The sequence below is a fragment of the Wolbachia endosymbiont (group B) of Xanthorhoe designata genome (assembly GCF_964028585.1).
Lineage (GTDB): Bacteria > Pseudomonadota > Alphaproteobacteria > Rickettsiales > Anaplasmataceae > Wolbachia.
Window position 1 is genome coordinate 627,251 of record NZ_OZ034794.1, and the last position, 20,101, is coordinate 647,351.

Below are 20,101 nucleotides of genomic sequence, written 5' to 3' on the forward strand. Positions count from 1 at the left end.
CTAACGATCTGGTTCATTAGATGATAGTTTCTCTGAATCCTTAAGTTCTTGTTTAAGGTTTTTAATGCCTTTGCCTAAATCACCCATAACTTGTGGTAACCTACCTGCACCAAACAGAACTAAGATTATTATTAAGACTAGAAATAGCTGCCATGGACCTAAACTCATTTGTACCTCCGTTGAAAATATTAACTTTTAGGTATTAAAACTTGACTGAAGCCAAGTGATACATAAATTATATCACTTTTATTGAATTATAAATCAAGACTTTTTAATTATCTTATAATAGTTTTAGCCTAACATTAAGTTTAGTTTAGCTGTAGAGTAAAAGGAAGCTCACTAAAAAATTTTGCTAACGTATCATCTTTAGGTCTGTGGTATATGTAACTAGGAACTCCTGATTGAATAATTTTACCATTTTTCATCACGTAAATAAAATCTGCAACTTTCAACGCTTCTTGTGGGTCATGAGTTACCATGAGTACAGGAATATTTTTACTTCTAAAAAGTGACAATATATGGTGCCTTATTCGGTATTTGAGCAGTACATCTAAATTAGAAAATGGTTCATCGAGCAAAACAACATCAGGATTTTGCGCCATTACTCTTGCTATTGCAACTAATTGTTGCTGTCCTCCTGATAAAGCATGAGGGTACATGTTTTCATATTTTTCTATATTAAATAGCTTCAAGATTTCCAATGCAGTAAGGTATTTTTCTTTCTTAGAAGTACTGCAAATAGCAAAAGTTATATTTTCTATTACTGTTTTATGAGGAAATAATGCAGAATGCTGAAAAATCAATCCGATATTTCTATGCTCTATAGCAATTGATACTTTGTTACTTGCAACTAATCTATCATTTATGAAAATGGTTCCAGACTTTGGGTTTTCTATTCCTGCAATTAATTTTAAAATTGTTGACTTGCCACAACCAGAATGTCCTAGTAAACAGGCAACACTTCCTTTCTTTACCTTAATGTTTATATCGTTTAAAGCAAAGCCATCTTGATTACTATAAAAGTAACTAATATTGTTAACTAGCATTAATCTTTCAATTGGAATCGTGTTATTAAATATAACAGTATTACATTCAAGAAATACAGAAATATTTTTTATTATTGTGAATTAATTGTACAGGGTGCCTAGAAAAATGCGAGACTTTTTGCTATAATTTTGCATAAATAGCAGAAGACATGGGACTATAGCTCAGTAGGATAGAGCGTTGGATTCCTAATCCGAAGGCCGTGCGTTCGAATCGCACTAGTCCCACTTAATCTTAATAAAATGAAAGAAACTAATACAAATTTGCAACATTGCTCTAAACGCTTTTGATTAGTTTTGCAGGTTCAACCTTATTTTCTTTCATCTCTCTATAACTTGGCAATGTAGAATTTTTTACATGTAATCCAGTTACTATTGTAACCAAGACAGCTACAACACCACAAATTACTGCACCAGCTACAGATGGAACTATCACAGCAGTAGCAACAAACAATCCTGTAATAACAACTCCAATAACATCACTCCTTAATGAGGTGTAGAAACTTTCTTTGTATTTAGTTTCTTTTTTGTGTGGTGGAGAAAATTGAGCATCTATAAAGCCGTTAGCTTTCTTATCATTATTTGGTGTGACAGTTGGGTCAGCCCTTGTTGATATAGGCGTTTCATTTTTATTATTATTACCACTAATACTAACTGGAGGCACTATTGCTACAGGTCTACTAATAACATTTCTATTACTATTGGATACACTATTTGTTTCTATGTGAGATGTTTCTTGTTCCTTATTTGTTGCTGATCCATGCGGCACAATTATTGCTCGATCATTTTGTATCAATGTTGCTGCTGCTACAGAATTCTTTTTTGAAAAAGCAATGCAGAATGCATCATCCTTTAACTGTTGATATAATCTGTACAATTCACTTTCAGGATCTAGTTTTAATTGCTCTGCATTAACACTTTGCAGTAACATGCTCAGAATCTCAGCGTCATCATCAGTGTAAGAGACAACAGAGCATAATATAGATTTGTCTCCTTCAATTTTGCTAACGTAATACCTGTCTTCTTGACTGATTGCATTAATAACGGTCACTCTATTTTCTAAGAGAAATTTTATTACATTGAAATTCTCATTTTGAATTGCACGCTCTAGCAATGCGTTTCCTAACACAGTACCTTGTTCACACTTGCTTTGAAAACTAGTTTCTTGCTTATTTAAATCCCCTTGTAAGTCTTCAAAACTGATTGAGTTTATTGTTCTCGCTATACGTGCATACCACTTTTTAACGTCATTGCTATTTAGCACAGCAGTTTCTCCACTACTGCTGGACTCCGCTCTATTCCCTCCCAAATTAGGCGTGTTACTTAATGCTGATCTAAGCAGTGCAATTATTACACAGCTTGAGAGATATTTATTGTGATCAGAATTGCTGAAGTCGACTTTAAACTCAAAATCTATTTGAAGTTGTTTTCTGAGTGGTAATTTCCCTTCTTCAATTATTTTTAGAAGATTTCTTATACCATCTTCTGGTATACCTGTCATATACTTTAAAAGTAACTTAACTTTTGGTAGGTCGCCATCTATAGAGGCATTACTCAGATCCTGAACTTTCTCTTCTCCAGTAAATCTCTTGTTATTCAAGAGTATCTTCATAACTTCATTGCCCTCATTGTAAGGAGCTGTGTTAAGAACATCTAGTATTTTCGTATGATCTATGTAATCTAAAAATATCTCAAATTCTTGAACATTACCTCCATTAACGGCGGCAGACAAAGCGTTCAATTTTTTTTCTTGATCAAATTTACCGCTATCCAAAAATACCTTTATAACCTTAGGTTGTCCACCTACCACAGCGTAATCCAATACAGTTTTAGAAGTAGTATCTCCAATATCAATTTTAATATTTGACTTTGCAAGCAATTCAGCAATTTTTAGAAATGTATCATAATCATTTAAAATACTGCTTTTCCCTGAGCGGAGAATATCCATAAATAAATCACAAATCTTTGCATCTGTTAGCCCACTTTGTTTTAGCTTCTCACCAAATTCCTGAGCAGCTATATTAGGATTATCAGTTACAAATTTCTTTACATCTTCATAAGTTAAATTACCGACCATATTCAAATCTTACCATTGTTGCTATACGCTTATTATATCAACTTCATCAAAGTCAGTCAAGGAACCTTGCAGTCTCAAATAGCATGATATATATTGATCTATGATTCTCGAGTAAATGATGGAAGATTTAGCCTATAAGTTAGTGAAAGTAACCGAAGCTGCAGCACTTGCTGCATATAAATTGGCAGGCCTTGGTAATGAAAAAAAGGCCGATCAGGTTGCAGTTGATGCAATGCGTACGGTGCTAAACTCAATGGAAATAAATGGTACAATTGTGATTGGGGAAGGGGAGAGGGACGAAGCACCGATGCTATATATCGGAGAAAAAGTTGGCACAGGAAGTGGCCCTGAGATTGACATCGCTGTTGATCCACTTGAGGGCACTACGATTTGCGCTCATTATAAACAAGGGGCAATGTCTGTTCTTGCTGCAACAAAAAAAGGTAATTTTTTACATGCACCTGATGTTTATATGGAAAAGATAGCAGTGGGAAAAAATCTCCCAGAGGGTGTAGTCTCACTAAAAAATAGGATTGAGAAGAATCTGGACAATTTAGCCAAGGCAAAAGGATGTAAAGCAAGTGATCTTATAGTAATTGTACTTAAACGTGAAAGACATGATGAACTAATAGCAAAAATTAGGAAGCTAGGAGCAAAAGTGAAATTAATAGATGATGGTGATGTTGCAGCCATAGTTTCGCTAATAAATGGCAATCACGACATGTATATCGGTACAGGAGGAGCTCCAGAAGGAGTGCTTGCAGCAGCAGCGCTAAGCTCAATCGGTGGGCAGATAGAAGGAAGATTAATATTTGACACGGATCAATTAAAAGAAAGAGCAAAAAATTTGAATATCACTGACCCAGAAAAAATCTACACCGTGAAAGACATGGCAAAAAGTGAATCAGTGTTCATTGCAACTGGAGTAACAAATGGAGAGTTTGTGGATGGAGTAAAGTTTGGCCAAGATATTTGTCTGACTAATTCATTAATAATATTGCCTGGTAAAGTAATAAAAATACAAACAAAATCAATATCTTAAACATTTGTCATATGCGGATTATAAAATTTTTATAGAAGGAAGATACTTATAATTGTCTTAAAATAATGAATTTACATGTTAATTTTAGCTTTACAACATTTGGCATTAAGTTATAATTAAGCTTATTTACGTATAAGAGGTGTGAAATGTTTGGTCGCATTTTTAATTTTTTAAATGTTTTTAGTATTGAGGAGAAAAACTCACCGCCTAAAAAAATAATAATTCTTCTTTAAAAAGCAAAGAAAGTTTAGCTATCCCACCCACTCAAATAAATTCTCAATGTGTTTTACCTGATGATCAAAGTGGAAAGAATATAACTAACCCATCTCTTCAAACAAATCTTCAATTTAGTGAGAATGATGTAAAAAACGTGCTCCAAGACTTCGAAAAATTGGATTATAATGATAGTAAGTGTTTTAACAAAATAGCAGAGAAGTATAAAAAAGAGAGAGGCCTTTTTGACTATGTAGTGTTAAGCAAGCAAAAGGAGATAATCAATATATTAGATAATAAGCTTCCTGATCTCAAAAGACAAGAAGAGTTTAGAAAAAGATTGGGTGAGTATATTTATTCTAGGATTAAAGATGGAATGAGTTATGGAGAAAAGCTCCAAAATACACTTCAGTTTCTTAAAGGTAGGGCAGAAGAAGTATTATCAGATTTTAAAAATTTGAGATTCGATTTTAAGGATAATAAATGTGAAGACCCTAATGATTATGTAAATTATAATAGCGGCCAGCCGGCAGATCCACTTGATAAAATAGCAAATTATTATCGAAAAAAAAGGGATATTTTTCTTTTTAACTATGCGATATTGAGTCAGCAAAAAGAAATAATGAATATATTAGATAAGAAGTTTACTAATGAAGATCAGAAAAAGAATTTTGAAAATAGGTTAGGTAGATATCTTATTCGAATTGAAGAAGGGATGAATGATGCAAAAGAATTTCTAAAAGAAGATGGTCTAGTAGGCTTTTTTGATGGACGTTATTGGTCAGGCGAAAATGAAGAAGTTAATCATTATGATAATCTTAGTGTAAATATTATTAAACCTGAAAAGAGTTTAAAAACAAGCCATCTTTTCACTAACAAAATTGAAAGGATGGAAAGAAATAAAAATGAGGTAAAAAGAGCAAAAATATACAGCGATGGTAAACTAATTGTAACGATTAAAAAGAATGATAAGCAACAAAGAAATTACCGCTTTGCAAAAGATGCAACATGCAATATGAAAATTAGGTGGAGTGCAGAAGATGAGAAAGGTAATTCTGTTAACTGCTTTATTAGTTTAAATGTAAATCCTAGTGACATTGAGATTGGTCAGGTAACTATTAATGGTGAAAATGTTCAAGTAGAGGAAATTTTAGAATTAGCTAGGCAAAATAAGGATGTGATTATGGAAGATAAAGCTTTACATGAATTTTTAGAAGGATATCTGGAGCAAAATATACAATCGCAAAAGGAGGAGATTGTAACACTTGAGGCTGCTGTACCTGTACCATCGGTTAGTTTTTCGTTTGATTCGCTAAAACCAGGAGAATTAGAAGTAGGGTGTATAGGAGGAGGATATGATCTTAAGTATCTTTCTCGTCCTAAGACTAGGCTAGAAGGGGTATCTGTAGAAGAAAAATCAAACCCAGAGTATAGGGCATATGATCGTTAATTACAGATTAAACCTAAAGTGCATTATATCACCATCTTGCACTATATAGTCTCTGCCTTCGAAGCGAATTTTGCCTGCATCTTTGCAAGCTAATTCGCTTCCATGTTTTACATAATCTGCAAAACTTATCGTTTCTGCTTTTATAAAGCCTTTCTCAAAATCAGTGTGAATTGCACCCGCTGCTTTATCAGCTGTTGATCCTATCTTTACTGGCCATGCCCGTGCTTCTTTTGGCCCTACAGTAAAGAAAGTTATCATACTCAGCACTTCATACATAATACGCGCTACTCCATCAAGTCCTGATTCTTGCAAGCCAAATTCTAATAAAAAATTCTGTTTTTCCTCTTCACTATCAAGATTTGCAATATCTGCTTCAAGTTTTGCTGAAATGCAATAAAATTTACTTTTATTTTCTTCCGCCATTTTTTCCACCCTTTTAGATAGTTCATTACCAGTTATGATATTAGTATCTTCAACATTACAGACGTACATAACAGGTTTTGTTGTCAGCAATTGAAGTGACTTCATTTCAGCTTCGTCCATGGTTCTCAAACTTCTTGCAGGTTTACCAAGTTTTAAAGTAGCTAAAACTTCCTGAGTCAACTCAAGTTGTTTCTTTAGTTCTTTATCGCCTTGCTTTGCTTTTTTTTCAAGTTGAGGTAGCCTTTTTTCTATGCTATCAATGTCAGCGAAAATTAACTCCATTTCCACTATTTCAGCATCTGATATTGGATCTATTTTACTGTTTACATGGCTGATATCGTCATCCGTAAAGCATCTGAGCAGATGAACAATGGCATCAACTTCTCTGATATGACTCAAAAATTTATTTCCTAGTCCTTCACCTTTGCTTGCACCCTTAACCAAGCCTGCAATATCGACAACTTCTAGTTGATTGTAGATTATCTTTTCTGAGTGAGCAATCGCTGCGATTTGTTTCAAACGCTGATCTCGTATTGGCACTTTGCCAACATTTGGCTCGATTGTACAGAAAGGATAATTTGCAGCTTCAGCTGCACTTGATTCTGTAAGCGCATTAAATAAGGTTGATTTTCCTATGTTTGGCAGTCCAACTATGCCACAGTTAAAGCTCATATTTGCTATTTAAAGCTATAATTATTGCATAATTTAAAAATTTTTGCTATACTTTAATTATCTACTTGCTTAGCTTAAGTGAAGATAAAAATATGAGAAAACGAAAATTACCAAATGATTTTTCTGATGTTCAAAGTCTAAAAAGATTCAAAAATTCAGGACAAGAAATAACTCCTTATCCTGTTATAGGACGATCTGTTAGTGATGTGGAGCAAAAACTCTCTAGCAGTCAAGTAGTTAAATATAGTACTACAGGTGATGGCAATTGCTTTTTCCATGCAGTGTTTGGTGATAATAGCTCCGGTCCATATAAAGCTGAAAGAGCACAAGATATGAGAATGGAATGGCACAAATTCTTAAGTCAATTTACGTCTTTAGATGATCACAATATGCCAGATTCTTTAAGGAGTCAGCTAGAAAAAGTTTTTAATATGTTTTTGAACAAGCCAGGAGATTTAACTGGCGAGTCTGATAAAATAAAGGAGTTGGTTGAGCAAACAAAAAGGAAAATTGAAAATGTTGAAGATAATGTGAAGAGGTTAGTGAATAAAGTTGTTAGCAAACTTAATATACCGTGTGATCAAGCTATGCTTAATTTAAGAGAATATGCAGAGACTCTTAATAACCATAGTGAAGATGAGTACGATGACCAATATAACAGTGAATTTATTACACGCTCATTTCTTAATGAATCTAAACTTTACCAAGCTTACCTTAAGGCAATAGAAAGACCAAATTATTTTATTTTCATTGAAGAAGTTCAGGTATTAGCTTCTTTAGCTAATATTGAAATTAATGTCCATTGTGAAGTAGATGGTAGAGAGGAACAACAAAAGTTTGAACCAAATCCTGAAATGATAAACCCTGAAATGATAAACCCTGAAATGATAAACAATGATCAACTAAATGAGTTATTGAATCGTGAGAGTTATAAATTAAATGACGAGTTATGGGGTAGTAAAGAGAGAGAAACAATATATCTTGAAGGAAATCATTACTCTAGAGCTAAGACTAAGGAAATTCAAGAACAAGAAGACTTCCTATTAGCAAAACGGTTTCAGATAGATGAGATTTTAGAATATTGTAATATTCCAAAAAACATTTCTGAGAGAGCAAAAGTTGAGAAGAGATTTGATGAGTTATTGGCAAAAAATGCTGATGGAAAAATTGGTGATGTTATAGGGCAGTGCATTAATGATGTACAACAACGTATAAAATGTCTTGAGGAGCCAGTCTTATCAAGAAGGTGCAGTGTGGAAAAAGTACATGTAGAAAAAACATTTTATCAACAACACGTACCATAACCTGTAAGATAAGTCTTCATAGTCTATATACTTCTATAGGGGGCATTCTATAATAAAAGCCATGCTCATTTTTAACGGTTCTGTCGCATTTGTAGGGAAGTAGAAAGAAGAATGATATAATTGTCTAAAAATAAAGCAAAGATGTTTCGTATCAATCAAAAATTATTGCCATATTTCAAAGGATTTAGCTTTTCAGCGATGTTATCTGTATACATGAAATGTCGATTCTCTTTGAGCTATCGAGATTTGGAAGAAATTATGAGTATAAGGGGAGCAAAAATTGACCATGCTACGTTACAAAGTGGTTTATCACCACTGATAGATTAGGCAGTAAGGAAAAGAAAGAAGCAGGTTGGTAGTAATTGGAGAGACCTACATTAAATTAAACGGTAAATGGGTTTATTTATATAGAGCACTATTGGTAATACTGTAGACTTCCTCTTGTGTGTTAGTAGAGACAAGTCTGCAGCACTCCGCAAAGATTACTATTACAGGTATAGAAAATATTCGCATGATTCAGAAAAAACAAATTATCGGAGCTAATGACAATGTTTCTACTTTTGAGAATTTTGCTATGTTAATGGCTCTATAACTCCTATAATCCCAACTTTAATGATCTTCTTTTCTATGGTTTATAGATGCGACAGAACCTATTAGTCTACTATCTTCATTCCCACAATATTATACCCTGAATCAACATGTAAAATTTCTCCAGTTGTACCGCTACTCAGGTCGCTTAATAAGTATAGTGCTGCCTTGCCAACATCTTCTATTGTAACATTGCGTCTAAGTGGAGAATTAATTCTATTCCATTCCGATATGGAGTGAAAGTCACTTATTCCAGAAGATGCCAAAGTTCTGATTGGACCAGCAGAAATTGCATTTACTCTGATGTTCTGTGGTCCGAGATCACATGCTATATATTTTACACTTGCTTCAAGTGCTGCTTTACATAAACCCATCACATTATAATTTGGCATAACTTTTTCAGCACCATAGTAAGATAAAGTAAGTAAACTACCGCCATTTAACATCATTTTTTCCGCTCTTTGCGCTAAAGCAGTAAAAGAATAGCACGATATATGCATTGCATTAATAAAGTTATTTAGTGAAGTATTGACATATTTACCATTTAGCTCATTTTTATCGGAGAATGCTATTGCATGTACCAAAAAATCAATAGCACCCCACTTCTCCTTTATTTCCTTAAAAGCATTATCTATAGTTTCCTCATTTGAAACATTACAGTGCAATATTAACTCTACATTTAATTCACTTGCTATTGGTAATAATTTCTCTTTTATTGTTTCATTTTGATAAGTAATTGCAAGCTCAGCTCCATGTTCTGAGAGGGTCTTTGCTATACCATATGCTATTGACCTCTTATTTATTATTCCGGTTATTAACCCTTTTTTGCCCTGCAATATCATAGAATTATTTGCCTTTTTTATAATTTGAAATATTAACTAGGCAAAGTCAATTATGTTTTAACTGTAGCTAACGTATAAAAATTACTTCCGCATATTTCCAACCTCATTATAATTACAATTAGAGATATTTTAAGGATTCTGTCGCATTTATAAACCATAGAAAAGAAGATCATTAAAGCTGGGATTATAGGAGTTATAGATATGACAGAACCGTAAATTTAACACTCTTACTAAATTGGATAAATTGATTGGAAAAAAATAAGATCTTCAATAAGTTGCTTGTATAGCCGGCCTTTCATAGGTAACAAAGCCAACTCTCCTGCTATATTTCTTACCCCTTAAGTTATATTTTACACTGTTATTTGATTCACTACATCTTCAGCATTGCTATTCTCAAGTGACTTTGAAGGCTTATTACAATAGTATATGATTGCAGCAAAAATAAGACAACAAGCTCCAATCCCTGATATTATTCCTATTGTTAATAAGCTAGCTTGGAAAACGAAATGTGCAATGAGTGCAGCAGGTATTGTAATCGTTGCTAATGTTATGGCTATAAATGTTATAGCTATAATAGGCACCTTACTCCCTTGCATACTCTGTGTTATAGTAGTACTTCTATTACATGACTTATTAAGCCGTCTTTTATTAGTTTTAGTATCATTTTGTTCAGTTTCTTTCCTGATTATTGGAGGCGGTGTTATTGATGTTGGTGAATCATGATAATTATTTTACCACTTTGTGGCAGATAAAGATTTTCGGCATCAAATTCTGACAGTGGGGTTGCATCTTCGTTATCTGGATTAGTAAGCTGCTTGCTATTCCCTTGAATGCTACTTTTTTGTTCTAAAGTTAGTGTTTCAACATTTTCATTTGTAATAACTACCTGTATCCAAGAATTTCTTATATTATCTTGCAATAATTTTGCTCTATTATTTAATTCTTGTATCTTAGGAATTAATATACCAGCTTCTTGGTTGGCAATTATACCCTTTAATAATTCTAGTTCTTTTTTGTTTTGCTTCAGTTTTTCAGCGTTTGTGTCAACATCACTTTTCATGGTTCTCTCTAACTTCAGCACAATAGGAATGAATGATGTACTAGTATGAACAATTTGACATTCATTAAATTGATTAAGTACTGTTGCGATCTGATCTAGTCTTTTCAATATATCATCTATAGTCTGCCCAGTATTAACTGCATTATTGAGATGGTTATATTCTTCTTCAATATCATCTATTACTTTAGAATATATCGATAAACACCGCTTACATGCAAACACAAACTGATTATAAGATATCCTACTTAATTCTTGGTTATATGCATAAATTGCAGGTGTAATGTCATCAACAAATGTATTAGCTAAATTAGGCATAAAAGAACACCCCTCGTATTTCATTTTCTAATATTAACTTTTTTGAGATTGAAAGTCAAATGATAGAAACATAAGACTATTCTATGTAAGTAGATTGAAAGACAATTTTTAGCAAAAATATCCCCTTCTCTAGCATCAAGCAAAATTCACTTATTTACTTTTTCTAAAATCGCAAAAAGGTACGTACCTTTGTGAGAACAGCTTAAATAGAAATGGTATTATTAAAGTAAAAACGCAAAATTGCTGCAACAAAGCTAAGCAAATCAGTTCGTATGTAAATGTGGTTGAAGTAGGCTGGTATAGCTAGTTTTGCGGTATAGTAAAATCGTTATATAAAAAAGTTCGTATGTATCATTTGGTAGACCATGCCATCCCAAAACAAACTCTTCTCTCACTAGCTGGTTTTTAGTGATGGAGATGGTTATATTATTTAATTCATTAGCGATGTATAATATTAAATTAATAGTAATTCGTTTAACAATTAAGGATTAAGATAAACTTATAAAAAACAGAATTTAAAAGTGAACAAAAGACTGTATATTAAGCCTATTAAGAGCCTTTTTCCCAAAACTACTCCAAGCTAAAAAATTTCCTAAAATAGTGATTGAAAAGTTTTAAAAGTGATATAATCTTCTAGAGTTATTACTTTGTATTACGTGAGAGGGGTTAAATTTAGATTAGAAGAAAATTTCTCTAATACCTCTTTCATTTAGCTGTGACTATAAGTGTTTAGTTAATAATGAGTGTATCAAGGGTTTATATAGTGATTTTGTTGTATCAAAAATAGTAGAACGGTATTATGTAAGAGCTATGGAAAGTGTCAATTTACAGGAAAGAGTTAAATTTGCGAAAGCCTTGACTAGTGAAGGCAATGAAGGTCGTCTCTTAAGATTCATGGATACAGAAAAAGGAAAAGCTATCTTTGACTCCTTTGTTAAGAATAAATGTACAGCTAGTATATCTGGTATTCTTAATCCATTGACAGGTAATGCTGCAGAAGTGGTTGAGAAGTTCCATGATAAGTTGTTCGATCTTCAGGGAAACCCAACACCAGAACTACGCAATATGTTAAATCTGGGGATAACTCTAACCAATCTATCTGCCATTCTGAGTAAAGCACGAGCAAGGGCTCCAGAAGCATTCGAGAAACTTTACAACGTTTTATTTGATAATGAAGGAAGAAATACACCAAAGCTAGAGCTCATGTTACATGCTGGGATAACTTTGAATGATGTAAAAGCTATTCTGTTTCAGACAGAAATACATGCTGCAGGAGTATTCAACACATTTTATGATATTTTGTTTCATGATAACGGAGATTACAAACCATTGCTAAAACATATACTAGATGGCAATATAGCTGTGAAGGATATTGTCCTTATTAAGAAGAAAGGAAAAGAGCCGTTTTCTGCGGAATTACTTCAAGAATTTATAGGTATCCTATATGATGATAGAGGAAACCCAACACCAAAGCTGCAGCACATGTTAAATAGTGGGTTAAGTATCCGTCATATAACTCAGATGATACTTGGAGCAGGAAAAGAGGCTGTACGGGCATTCCATAAATTATATGATGTTTTGTTTGATACTGAAGGAAACCCAACACCAAAGCTGCAGTGTATGTTAAGTTGCGGATTAAATGTCTCTAATGTAGCTGTAATACTAAATGGAGCAGGAAGAAATGCTGCAGAGGTATTCACAATAGATTATATCGTATGTTGTTTGATACTGAAGGAAACCCAACACCAAAGCTACAGCATTTTATAGATGAAGGGCTAACTTTAAGTAATGTATTAACTGTTATAAATGGATCAGTATTAAGAATTGAAGCAATATTCGATAGTGTCCATGATGTTTTGTTTACTAGAGAAGGAAATCCAACACCAGAATTAGATCATTTTTTAAGATCAGATTTCAATCTAATTAGTTTATTCCGTATTCTCAAAGCATCAAGAAAAAATTTTTTATTGACATTTAGAGAATTTCATGATTCTTTATTTGATGCTAAAGGAAATCCAACACCAAAGCTGCAGCATTTTATAGATGGAGACGTAACTCTTTCCTTTTTGTGCTCTCTGATTGGAACAGCAGGAGGGAAGGCTATAGAAGCATTCAAGGAATTGCATGATGTTTTGTTTGATGATAGAGGTAAACTAAAGCCAGAGCTACAGCATATATTAGATAGCAAGATAAGTTTTAGCACACTGTTAAAGGTTTTAGCTAATGCGGGAGCAAATGCCGCACTGGAATTTAAGAAATTGCATGATGTTTTATTTTATGCTGAAGGCATATCAACACCAGAGCTACAGCATATACTAGATAGTGAGCTAACTCTGGATAATTTTTTCAGTATTTTAGCTGATGCAGGAACAAATATCGCAGAGGCGTTTAAGAGATTGCATGATGATTTCTTTGATTGTTATGGTGAACTAACAACACATTTGCAACATATGTTGGTTCAGCAAATGGATCCAGATAATATATCTGCTATCTTACATGCAGCGGGATACGATGTTAAAGAATGTTTTTATAGCTTATATAACACCTTGCTTGATAGTGCGGGAACTCCGCTACCCAGTCTGCAGGCTATGTTAAATAATGGAATAACTATAGATGATATATCAAATATACTAAGTGGAGAAGGAAAACAGGTTCCAGAAGTATTTAAGGAGCTTAGTAATGTTTTATTTGATGCCGAAGGAACCCCAACACCAGAGCTACAGCATATATTGAATAGTAAGATAGATTTTGGCAGTATATCCAGCACGCTATCGGGGTCAGGAGTAGGGATTGCAGAAGCATTCAAGAAATTTCATGATGTTTTGTTTGATGATAGAGGTAAACCAAAGCCAGAGCTACAGTATATATTGGATAAAAAAATAAGTTTTGCTGAAGTGTGCAGTGTTTTATCTAAAACAGGAGTGGAAGCCCCAGAATGTTTTAAGGAATTATGTGGTTTTTGGTTTGGTCCTCAGGAAGAAAAAGTGGACGATGGTTATATAGCTTCTATCTTTAATCTTGAAAGGATAGGAGACAATTCATTATTTAATTTTGGTAAAAATATTGCTAGCATCTATAAAGTCTTATCAAGATGGCCGGTAGAGGTATTAACAAGTAGAAATGTCCAATACCTTGCTGATAAGCTTATAGAAAGTGGAAAAAAATTCTCCAAGGATTTTGAGTTTCAGGAGATTGTTTCTATCTTTAGTGGGCTAGTAAGGTTATGTAAAACTAACCAGGAATTAGCTATTTCTTCTCATGTCACTTTTAATGCTGATGTTTACAGGAGCTTTGCTTCTGATCTTCTAAATCAGAGTATCAAACTCGCTCCTGAACAACATGATATAAAGCATATTATAAATATGATATATAACTTGTCTGCATTGGTTCATAGCAATTTAGTGATAACAAAAAGTCAGCTACATATATTAATTAATTCTTTAGTTGGATGCCTTAGTAACTGTGAGTTAGACGATATTTACTCTGATAAAAATTGTTTGCATATTTCTTTTATTATAACTTGTTTGGATATGCTTGTCGATCTTGTTTATCGAGAAAAAGAAACTCCTGTTGACAAAGGACTTACTGGCAGTATAATAAACTTACTTTCTAATATCAATAGTTTTCAGAGTGATATTTCTGCTTCTAGTAATATATTGTTGGTATTAAGTAAAATATCAAGATCGGCGGGAGAGAAAGCAGAAGCAAATTTCTTAGTAAGGGCTATTGGTAAGGTACTAGATAAGCTGAAGTATATTCAGCAATGTTCAGATCAGGATTTACCATCAGAAATATCCTCTACTGTTGGTCAGTTATCAGATCGATTAAAAAATTTATTACATTCAGCCTGGTTCTTAGACCATCTTTTGAGTAACATGCCCTTAAGTAACAGAGAGAAATTATTAAAAAGCATAGGAAGAGATGGTCTTGCGGGAGCCTCGGAAAGCCGTCGTCTAATCACCGATAATATACTCATTGATGAAGATCAATCAGAGAAATATACTTTGACGCAATTTAAGGAAAAATGTAAGAAAGAAGGAAAAGTCAAGTACGAGGAGGGTGTTGAAAGTTATGTTCAGTATGATCACAGAGCGCTTGACTTAAATTATGAATTTAATATAGAGAAAAATCATTCTCAGATTATGATTGCAAAGGTTGCCTACTTAGTAGACAGAACGGGTTACGGGGTATTTTTAGCGACTAACGAAAGTATAGCACCTAAAACTTTCCTAGGGACCTACGTAGGAACAAGGATGGAGGATAACAAGGAAGTGAACCAGCATGTTCCGGAGCGCGATTCAACAGTATCAATTGTTTCAGAAAAAGGACGTAACTGGGCAAGTTACATGCATCATGTATCAACAAGCAACTCTAATGTTAGGTGTATTTCAAAGAGGATAGGTAGGCATGCCCATCTTACCTTGAGCACAAGTAGAGAAATTTTGCCTGGTCATCAACTGCTCTGTGATCATGTGCAAGATTTTTCTTGTAAATTAGGTTACATTTCCATTTATCCGCATTATACAGATAATTACGAGTCACCTGCGCAACGTTATAATAGAGCAAAAGATTTTTATTATAATTGTGTTATTGATCTTGATAGGGAGATTACTAGAGATTTAGGATATCGTGGGTCAAAGCATTTTGTGGTAACTAAATTATTTAAACAAATATATGACAAACATAATTCTCAAGAAGAATATGCGTCAGGCAGTAAAGTACTATCGTTAGAAGGATTAGATGTTCCAATCTATGCAGTAACTTTCAGGGATAAGAAATGGAGTCTTGATAGATATGATAGGCAACAACAGATAACTTCCTTAATGTTCGCATGTTATTTAGGACAGGAAGATACCATAAAACTGTTATTAGAAAAAAAGATGATTGTACCCGTCAGTCATTGCATACTGGAAATAATGCATTGTTTTTTACAGTTTTAAGTAACAAAACTAGTTTAGAAACAAAAAAAAGAATCCTTGACCTCCTGATTAATCATCTGGAAGGAGCAGAGCAAGTAAATAGCAATAAGAAGCAGGTCGTATCTTTTAGATCTAGGATACTGTGTACTACTGACTCTTTTGGTTATAACCTATTTGATCACCTTATTAATAGAGGTGATTATTCATTATATCAAGGATTGTATCGAAAACTCAATCCCGAATGGCAGAGAAAAGTTGCAAGAAAGTTTATGATTGATAGAGGAGTATTCAGTATGGTATTGACCTTAGGTGAGGAGGCATATATTAAAATAATAAACCTGTTGCTGAAGAATATTTCCATAAAATTTGTAAAAGAACATTTTGAGAGTTTAAAAGGAAAATACATTGATCATAAGAAAGCATTTGAAAGGTCGTTAGTTAATAACAGAGATGAGAAATTGAACAACTTGAGAAAGCTTACAAATCTTAACAAATATATAAAGAAGGAGATTGAGATATTATTAGGACAAGAATATCAAGAAATACTATCTCATCCAAGCTTAGAAGAGCAGGATATAAGACTGGATACAGAACATACTCCAGAAGAGCCGAATATAAGACTGGGTCCAGAACATACTCCAGAAGGGCCGAATGTAGATAGAGGATTACTGGCTAAACATTTTCCTGATGAACAAAAAGACGAACAAAAATTTAAAAAGTTATTATATGTAATGAGACCTTCTGATCCATCAAGCCTTTTACATCAGCCATTATCTCAGAAGGGAAAAGGAAGAGAGAGTGATATTTTATTTTTATGAACTGCTAAACCTCTAAATAAGTTTTAAGAGGTACCAACTTTGTTCGCTTTTTTATACGTTATTTCTCAATGCTTAACTGTTTTTAATCCACAAGTCAAGTTATACCTGCTTAGCAGAGTGGTAAAACAGGTAGACAAGATAAACTAAAAATAATCATAGGATAACCGTTAGGTAAGTAATCACAGTTGTGGGTAATCCTCCATGTAATAAAACTTAGAGCCTGTTCATAATCTTTTCAGAAGCAAAGCAGCGAAAGCAAGAACGACCATTTGCAGGCTAGTGTTGAGTTTCCGCTCGCAATTTTTCCACAATCGCCTACATTTTTGCAACCAAGCAAAAGATCTCTCAACAACCCATCTTTTCGGCAATACGACAAAGGTGTGTAATTCGCTTCACCTCAACAGTTGCACCAATAGTTACTTTCATCTGTGTTGCAAAATTTTCTCCTGTGTAGCCAGCATCAACTAGTATATTTTTAACTTCAGATAGGTTTTCTTTAGCATTTTTAACCATTCTCACAGCGCTACTACGATCAGTTATTTCTGCCGTTGTTATATAAATTGCGTGGGGTAAACCTTGTGTATCTACCGCAATATGGCGTTTTATTCCTGAAACCTTTTTGCCTGCATCATAGCCTTTTTCTTCAGCAGTATCTGCATTTTTTACGCTTTGTGCATCAATTATGCAGAAGCTGGTTTTTTCTTTCCGACCATTGTTTTGTCGGACCACGCCAACTATTTTTTTTAATACCAGCTCCAGAACACTTTCTTTATTTGCATCTGCTTTTTCACTCCACTTCTTAAAATAGTCGTAACAATTCCGCCATTTTGGAAACTCTTTTGGTAACATTCTCCACTGGCAGCCACTTTTTAAGACGTATAACACTCCACAAAATACATGATATAAATCAAGTGTTCTTGGCTTTGTCCTCTTCCTGCAAGACTCCAGATCTGCTACAATAATCTCAAACTTTTCTCGACTTATATCACTTGGATATAAACTTCGCATATCCTACTTTATATACTTTATCCTCTCATTCTATCCCTTTTTTGAGATCACGTACAGGCTCTTAGATATAAAATCTGTTAGCAAGACAAGAGTTCCCTGCTTATATCTTTATTTGTTACTACCCAAAAGTATTACACTATTTTTCTTAATTGCCTTACCTTCCGAATAAGCTATAAATAAGGTTGATGGTATTAATATCAAAGTACCATATAAAGCACTTTTATCAGGTAATTCATTAAATATAACGTATGTTACTATTGCAGAAATTATTAGCTCTATGTATCTATACGGTGCAAGTGCAGTAGCATCTGCAAGAGTAAAAGCTTTTAATGTGAAGAACAGAATTAGATTTGAATTAATTCCCAAAATCAGTAGTAATACTAATTCTAACAAGGAAGGCAAATGCCAATAAAACAGCAAAGGCACAGTGGAAAAAATAGTTGTTGTTAGAGCTGAATAAAATAACATACTTATTACGGACTCTTTTATTGCGAGTTTCTTATTAAGTATGTCTAATATAGCAAAGATTAATGCAGATACAATAAAAATAAGAATTTTAGGATTAAAGTCTTCACTATAAGCTTTGGTAGTAATAGCAATACCAACAAAGCCAATAACAGTTACTGACCATCTTTGCCAAATTATATTTTCATTTAGTAAAGGGATTGCAAGAAGTATAACAAATAATGGTATAGAAAAACTTATAATTGTTGCAGTTACTATGGGAAAAATAGCTAACCCATAGGTCCACAAGGTTATTCCAACAAATAACAATACTCCTCTAGTTATCTGAATAGATATTTGACTTGTTTTAAAAGCTTCTCTTCCATAGTAAAGCATAAAAGGTACAAGGGTAATAGTGCTAAATAAAAAGCGGAAAAAGATTACTTCAAAACTTTGGAGATGTAAACTTAGATATTTTGATATAGTATCATTAGCTACACTACTAAGTAAACTGAGTATAAACCAGGTAACTCCAAGCAAATAAGCTCTTAATCTGTGATCCATAAAACTCCCAATTTAATATTTTATGAGATAACTTTACTATAAAAAAGATCAATACTAGACAAGTTTTCCTCTATCTACTGTTTAACCATATTCATAAATATTTAGTAGAAATGATTTGAGAAGTATTATATAAAGTGCAGCTTTATTGTATAATTTTAATAAACAGAAATGCTAACTGATTTTTTTGTAATATATGATAATACTTGCGAATACTATCACATTATCAGGAAAAGTAATCGGGAGTACTGACGGCTGTGCCAACTAGCTCCTCTGCTAGCATTAGCAATATGTGTTTTCAGCATCAATTTTAAAAGCATTAAATTTGAAGTTTATCAAACAACACGAATTAGCAGCAAAACTTTACGAAAATGCTTCAGTTGAGTCAGCTAAACAAATTTTCAGAATAGATGTATTAAATACGTAACCATCTTTACTTATATCTTAATATAATGTTTCTCAGTACCGTCTTTAACACAATTCAATTTTCACACTCATCAGCAGTTAGGCCACTTGCTCGCACAATAATATCAATTGCAACACCTGCCTTTGCTAGATTTTTCGCAACCCTGATTTTCTCTGCTTTTTTAACTTTTTCCTTGCCGCTTTTCATATCTTCAGATAGAGATTTGACTAATGATTCTTGTTCTCCGTACTCATCCATTAAACTCAATAGCTTTTTACTTTCTCTCGTTTCAGGTAGCAGAACTTTAATATTCACTGATAATGCTCCTGCTATTTCATATAATTTATCAAATAGTATGGTAGTATAACCTCTTTCATATTCATGTATTTCCTTGAGTGTTACGCCAACTTTATCCGCTAAATCTTTTTGAGTATACCTTCTTATTAACCTCCATTCTCTTATTCTTTGCCCTATTCTGTAATATATAGAATCAGTGCAGATTTCTCTCTCTGTATTATCATACTCGTAAATAGATAAGCCGGTTGCCTGGGAAATTATGTCAACTGAAACTCCTTCTTTCACTAGATTTTTTGCTATTTCCAACCTTGCCTCTTCTTGATTAATTTTTTCGCTAATATGAACAAACCTGACTAATGAAGGTACTATTTTGCCTAACTTTTGATTCTCATATATTTTCGTTAGATAGAGTATTTCCTCGTCTTCATAGCTGTCTTCCCTTACTATTACTGGTTCGGGTAATAAATCTATAGCATTAACTGACAATACTCTTGCTATTACATATAGTACTTCAATTGGAATAGGAATATACCCATTTTCATAGCTGTTTACTTCTTGGTATGTTAAACCTATTTCACTTGCCAATTCTACTTGAGTATGCCCTCGCATTAACCTGCTA

15 protein-coding genes, 1 tRNA gene and 2 pseudogenes are annotated in these 20,101 nt (G+C 33.4%); 9 read left to right on the forward strand and 9 right to left on the reverse strand.

Annotated elements, in window-relative coordinates; all coding sequences use genetic code 11:
- Positions 1–168 (reverse strand): twin-arginine translocase TatA/TatE family subunit, encoded by a 168-nt coding sequence (locus ABWU64_RS02970; protein ID WP_006013840.1) that lies wholly within the window; start codon positions 166–168, stop codon positions 1–3.
- A gap of 140 nt (positions 169–308) precedes the next feature.
- On the reverse strand, positions 309–1,046 hold the full coding sequence (locus ABWU64_RS02975; protein WP_015587687.1) for an ABC transporter ATP-binding protein: 738 nt from the start codon (positions 1,044–1,046) through the stop codon (positions 309–311).
- A gap of 151 nt (positions 1,047–1,197) precedes the next feature.
- On the opposite strand from ABWU64_RS02975, the gene ABWU64_RS02980 reads away from it, so the two are divergent.
- Positions 1,198–1,271: transfer RNA gene (locus ABWU64_RS02980), tRNA-Arg, on the forward strand.
- Between the two features lie 49 nt (positions 1,272–1,320).
- On the opposite strand, the gene ABWU64_RS02985 is transcribed toward ABWU64_RS02980, so the two are convergent.
- Positions 1,321–3,120, reverse strand: coding sequence for an ankyrin repeat domain-containing protein (locus ABWU64_RS02985; protein WP_353274282.1), 1,800 nt, complete (start codon positions 3,118–3,120; stop codon positions 1,321–1,323).
- Between the two features lie 118 nt (positions 3,121–3,238).
- On the opposite strand from ABWU64_RS02985, the gene glpX reads away from it, so the two are divergent.
- Complete coding sequence (glpX, locus tag ABWU64_RS02990) at positions 3,239–4,162, forward strand: class II fructose-bisphosphatase (RefSeq protein WP_015587689.1); 924 nt, start codon at positions 3,239–3,241, stop codon at positions 4,160–4,162.
- Between the two features lie 391 nt (positions 4,163–4,553).
- On the forward strand, positions 4,554–5,825 hold the full coding sequence (locus ABWU64_RS02995; protein ID WP_353279839.1) for a hypothetical protein: 1,272 nt from the start codon (positions 4,554–4,556) through the stop codon (positions 5,823–5,825).
- On the opposite strand, the gene ychF is transcribed toward ABWU64_RS02995, so the two are convergent.
- Positions 5,826–6,920: a redox-regulated ATPase YchF gene (ychF, locus tag ABWU64_RS03000; protein ID WP_353279840.1), complete on the reverse strand. Its 1,095-nt coding sequence runs from the start codon at positions 6,918–6,920 to the stop codon at positions 5,826–5,828.
- A gap of 92 nt (positions 6,921–7,012) precedes the next feature.
- On the opposite strand from ychF, the gene ABWU64_RS03005 reads away from it, so the two are divergent.
- Positions 7,013–8,224, forward strand: coding sequence for a hypothetical protein (locus ABWU64_RS03005; RefSeq protein ID WP_341815911.1), 1,212 nt, complete (start codon positions 7,013–7,015; stop codon positions 8,222–8,224).
- A gap of 141 nt (positions 8,225–8,365) precedes the next feature.
- Positions 8,366–8,816 (forward strand): annotated as a pseudogene (locus ABWU64_RS03010) (DDE-type integrase/transposase/recombinase).
- 61 nt (positions 8,817–8,877) lie between these two features.
- On the opposite strand, the gene ABWU64_RS03015 reads toward ABWU64_RS03010, so the two are convergent.
- On the reverse strand, positions 8,878–9,654 hold the full coding sequence (locus tag ABWU64_RS03015) for an enoyl-ACP reductase (protein ID WP_015587693.1): 777 nt from the start codon (positions 9,652–9,654) through the stop codon (positions 8,878–8,880).
- A gap of 426 nt (positions 9,655–10,080) precedes the next feature.
- Here ABWU64_RS03015 and ABWU64_RS03020 point away from each other — a divergent pair, with 426 nt between their 5' ends.
- Entirely contained in the window at positions 10,081–10,377 is a 297-nt protein-coding gene (locus ABWU64_RS03020; protein WP_353279841.1) for a hypothetical protein, read from the forward strand.
- Here the strand turns inward: ABWU64_RS03020 and ABWU64_RS03025 are convergent.
- Entirely contained in the window at positions 10,355–11,029 is a 675-nt protein-coding gene (locus ABWU64_RS03025; RefSeq protein WP_353279842.1) for a hypothetical protein, read from the reverse strand. The genes ABWU64_RS03020 and ABWU64_RS03025 overlap by 23 nt on opposite strands.
- Before the next feature lie 810 nt (positions 11,030–11,839).
- Between ABWU64_RS03025 and ABWU64_RS03030 the strand changes: the two genes are divergently transcribed.
- The 3 genes from ABWU64_RS03030 to ABWU64_RS03040 are packed head-to-tail and all read left to right on the forward strand — an operon-like array spanning position 11,840 to position 16,766.
- On the forward strand, positions 11,840–12,796 hold the full coding sequence (locus ABWU64_RS03030; protein ID WP_353279843.1) for a hypothetical protein: 957 nt from the start codon (positions 11,840–11,842) through the stop codon (positions 12,794–12,796).
- Positions 12,745–15,969, forward strand: coding sequence for an SET domain-containing protein-lysine N-methyltransferase (locus tag ABWU64_RS03035; RefSeq protein ID WP_353279844.1), 3,225 nt, complete (start codon positions 12,745–12,747; stop codon positions 15,967–15,969). The genes ABWU64_RS03030 and ABWU64_RS03035 overlap by 52 nt, the downstream gene beginning before the upstream one ends.
- Positions 15,930–16,766, forward strand: a complete 837-nt coding sequence (locus ABWU64_RS03040; protein WP_353279845.1) for a hypothetical protein — start codon at positions 15,930–15,932, stop codon at positions 16,764–16,766. Before ABWU64_RS03035 ends, ABWU64_RS03040 begins: the two co-directional genes overlap by 40 nt.
- A gap of 224 nt (positions 16,767–16,990) precedes the next feature.
- Here the strand turns inward: ABWU64_RS03040 and ABWU64_RS03045 are convergent.
- The 3 genes and pseudogenes from ABWU64_RS03045 to ABWU64_RS03055 all read right to left on the reverse strand — a co-directional run bounded on the left by ABWU64_RS03045 (position 16,991) and on the right by ABWU64_RS03055 (position 20,091).
- A pseudogene (locus ABWU64_RS03045) lies at positions 16,991–17,774 on the reverse strand (IS5 family transposase).
- A 108-nt stretch (positions 17,775–17,882) separates the two neighbouring features.
- Positions 17,883–18,782: a DMT family transporter gene (locus ABWU64_RS03050; RefSeq protein WP_353279846.1), complete on the reverse strand. Its 900-nt coding sequence runs from the start codon at positions 18,780–18,782 to the stop codon at positions 17,883–17,885.
- A gap of 478 nt (positions 18,783–19,260) precedes the next feature.
- A complete protein-coding gene (locus tag ABWU64_RS03055; RefSeq protein ID WP_353279847.1) occupies positions 19,261–20,091 on the reverse strand; it encodes a helix-turn-helix domain-containing protein in 831 nt (276 codons plus the stop codon).
- Positions 20,092–20,101 lie beyond the last annotated feature (10 nt).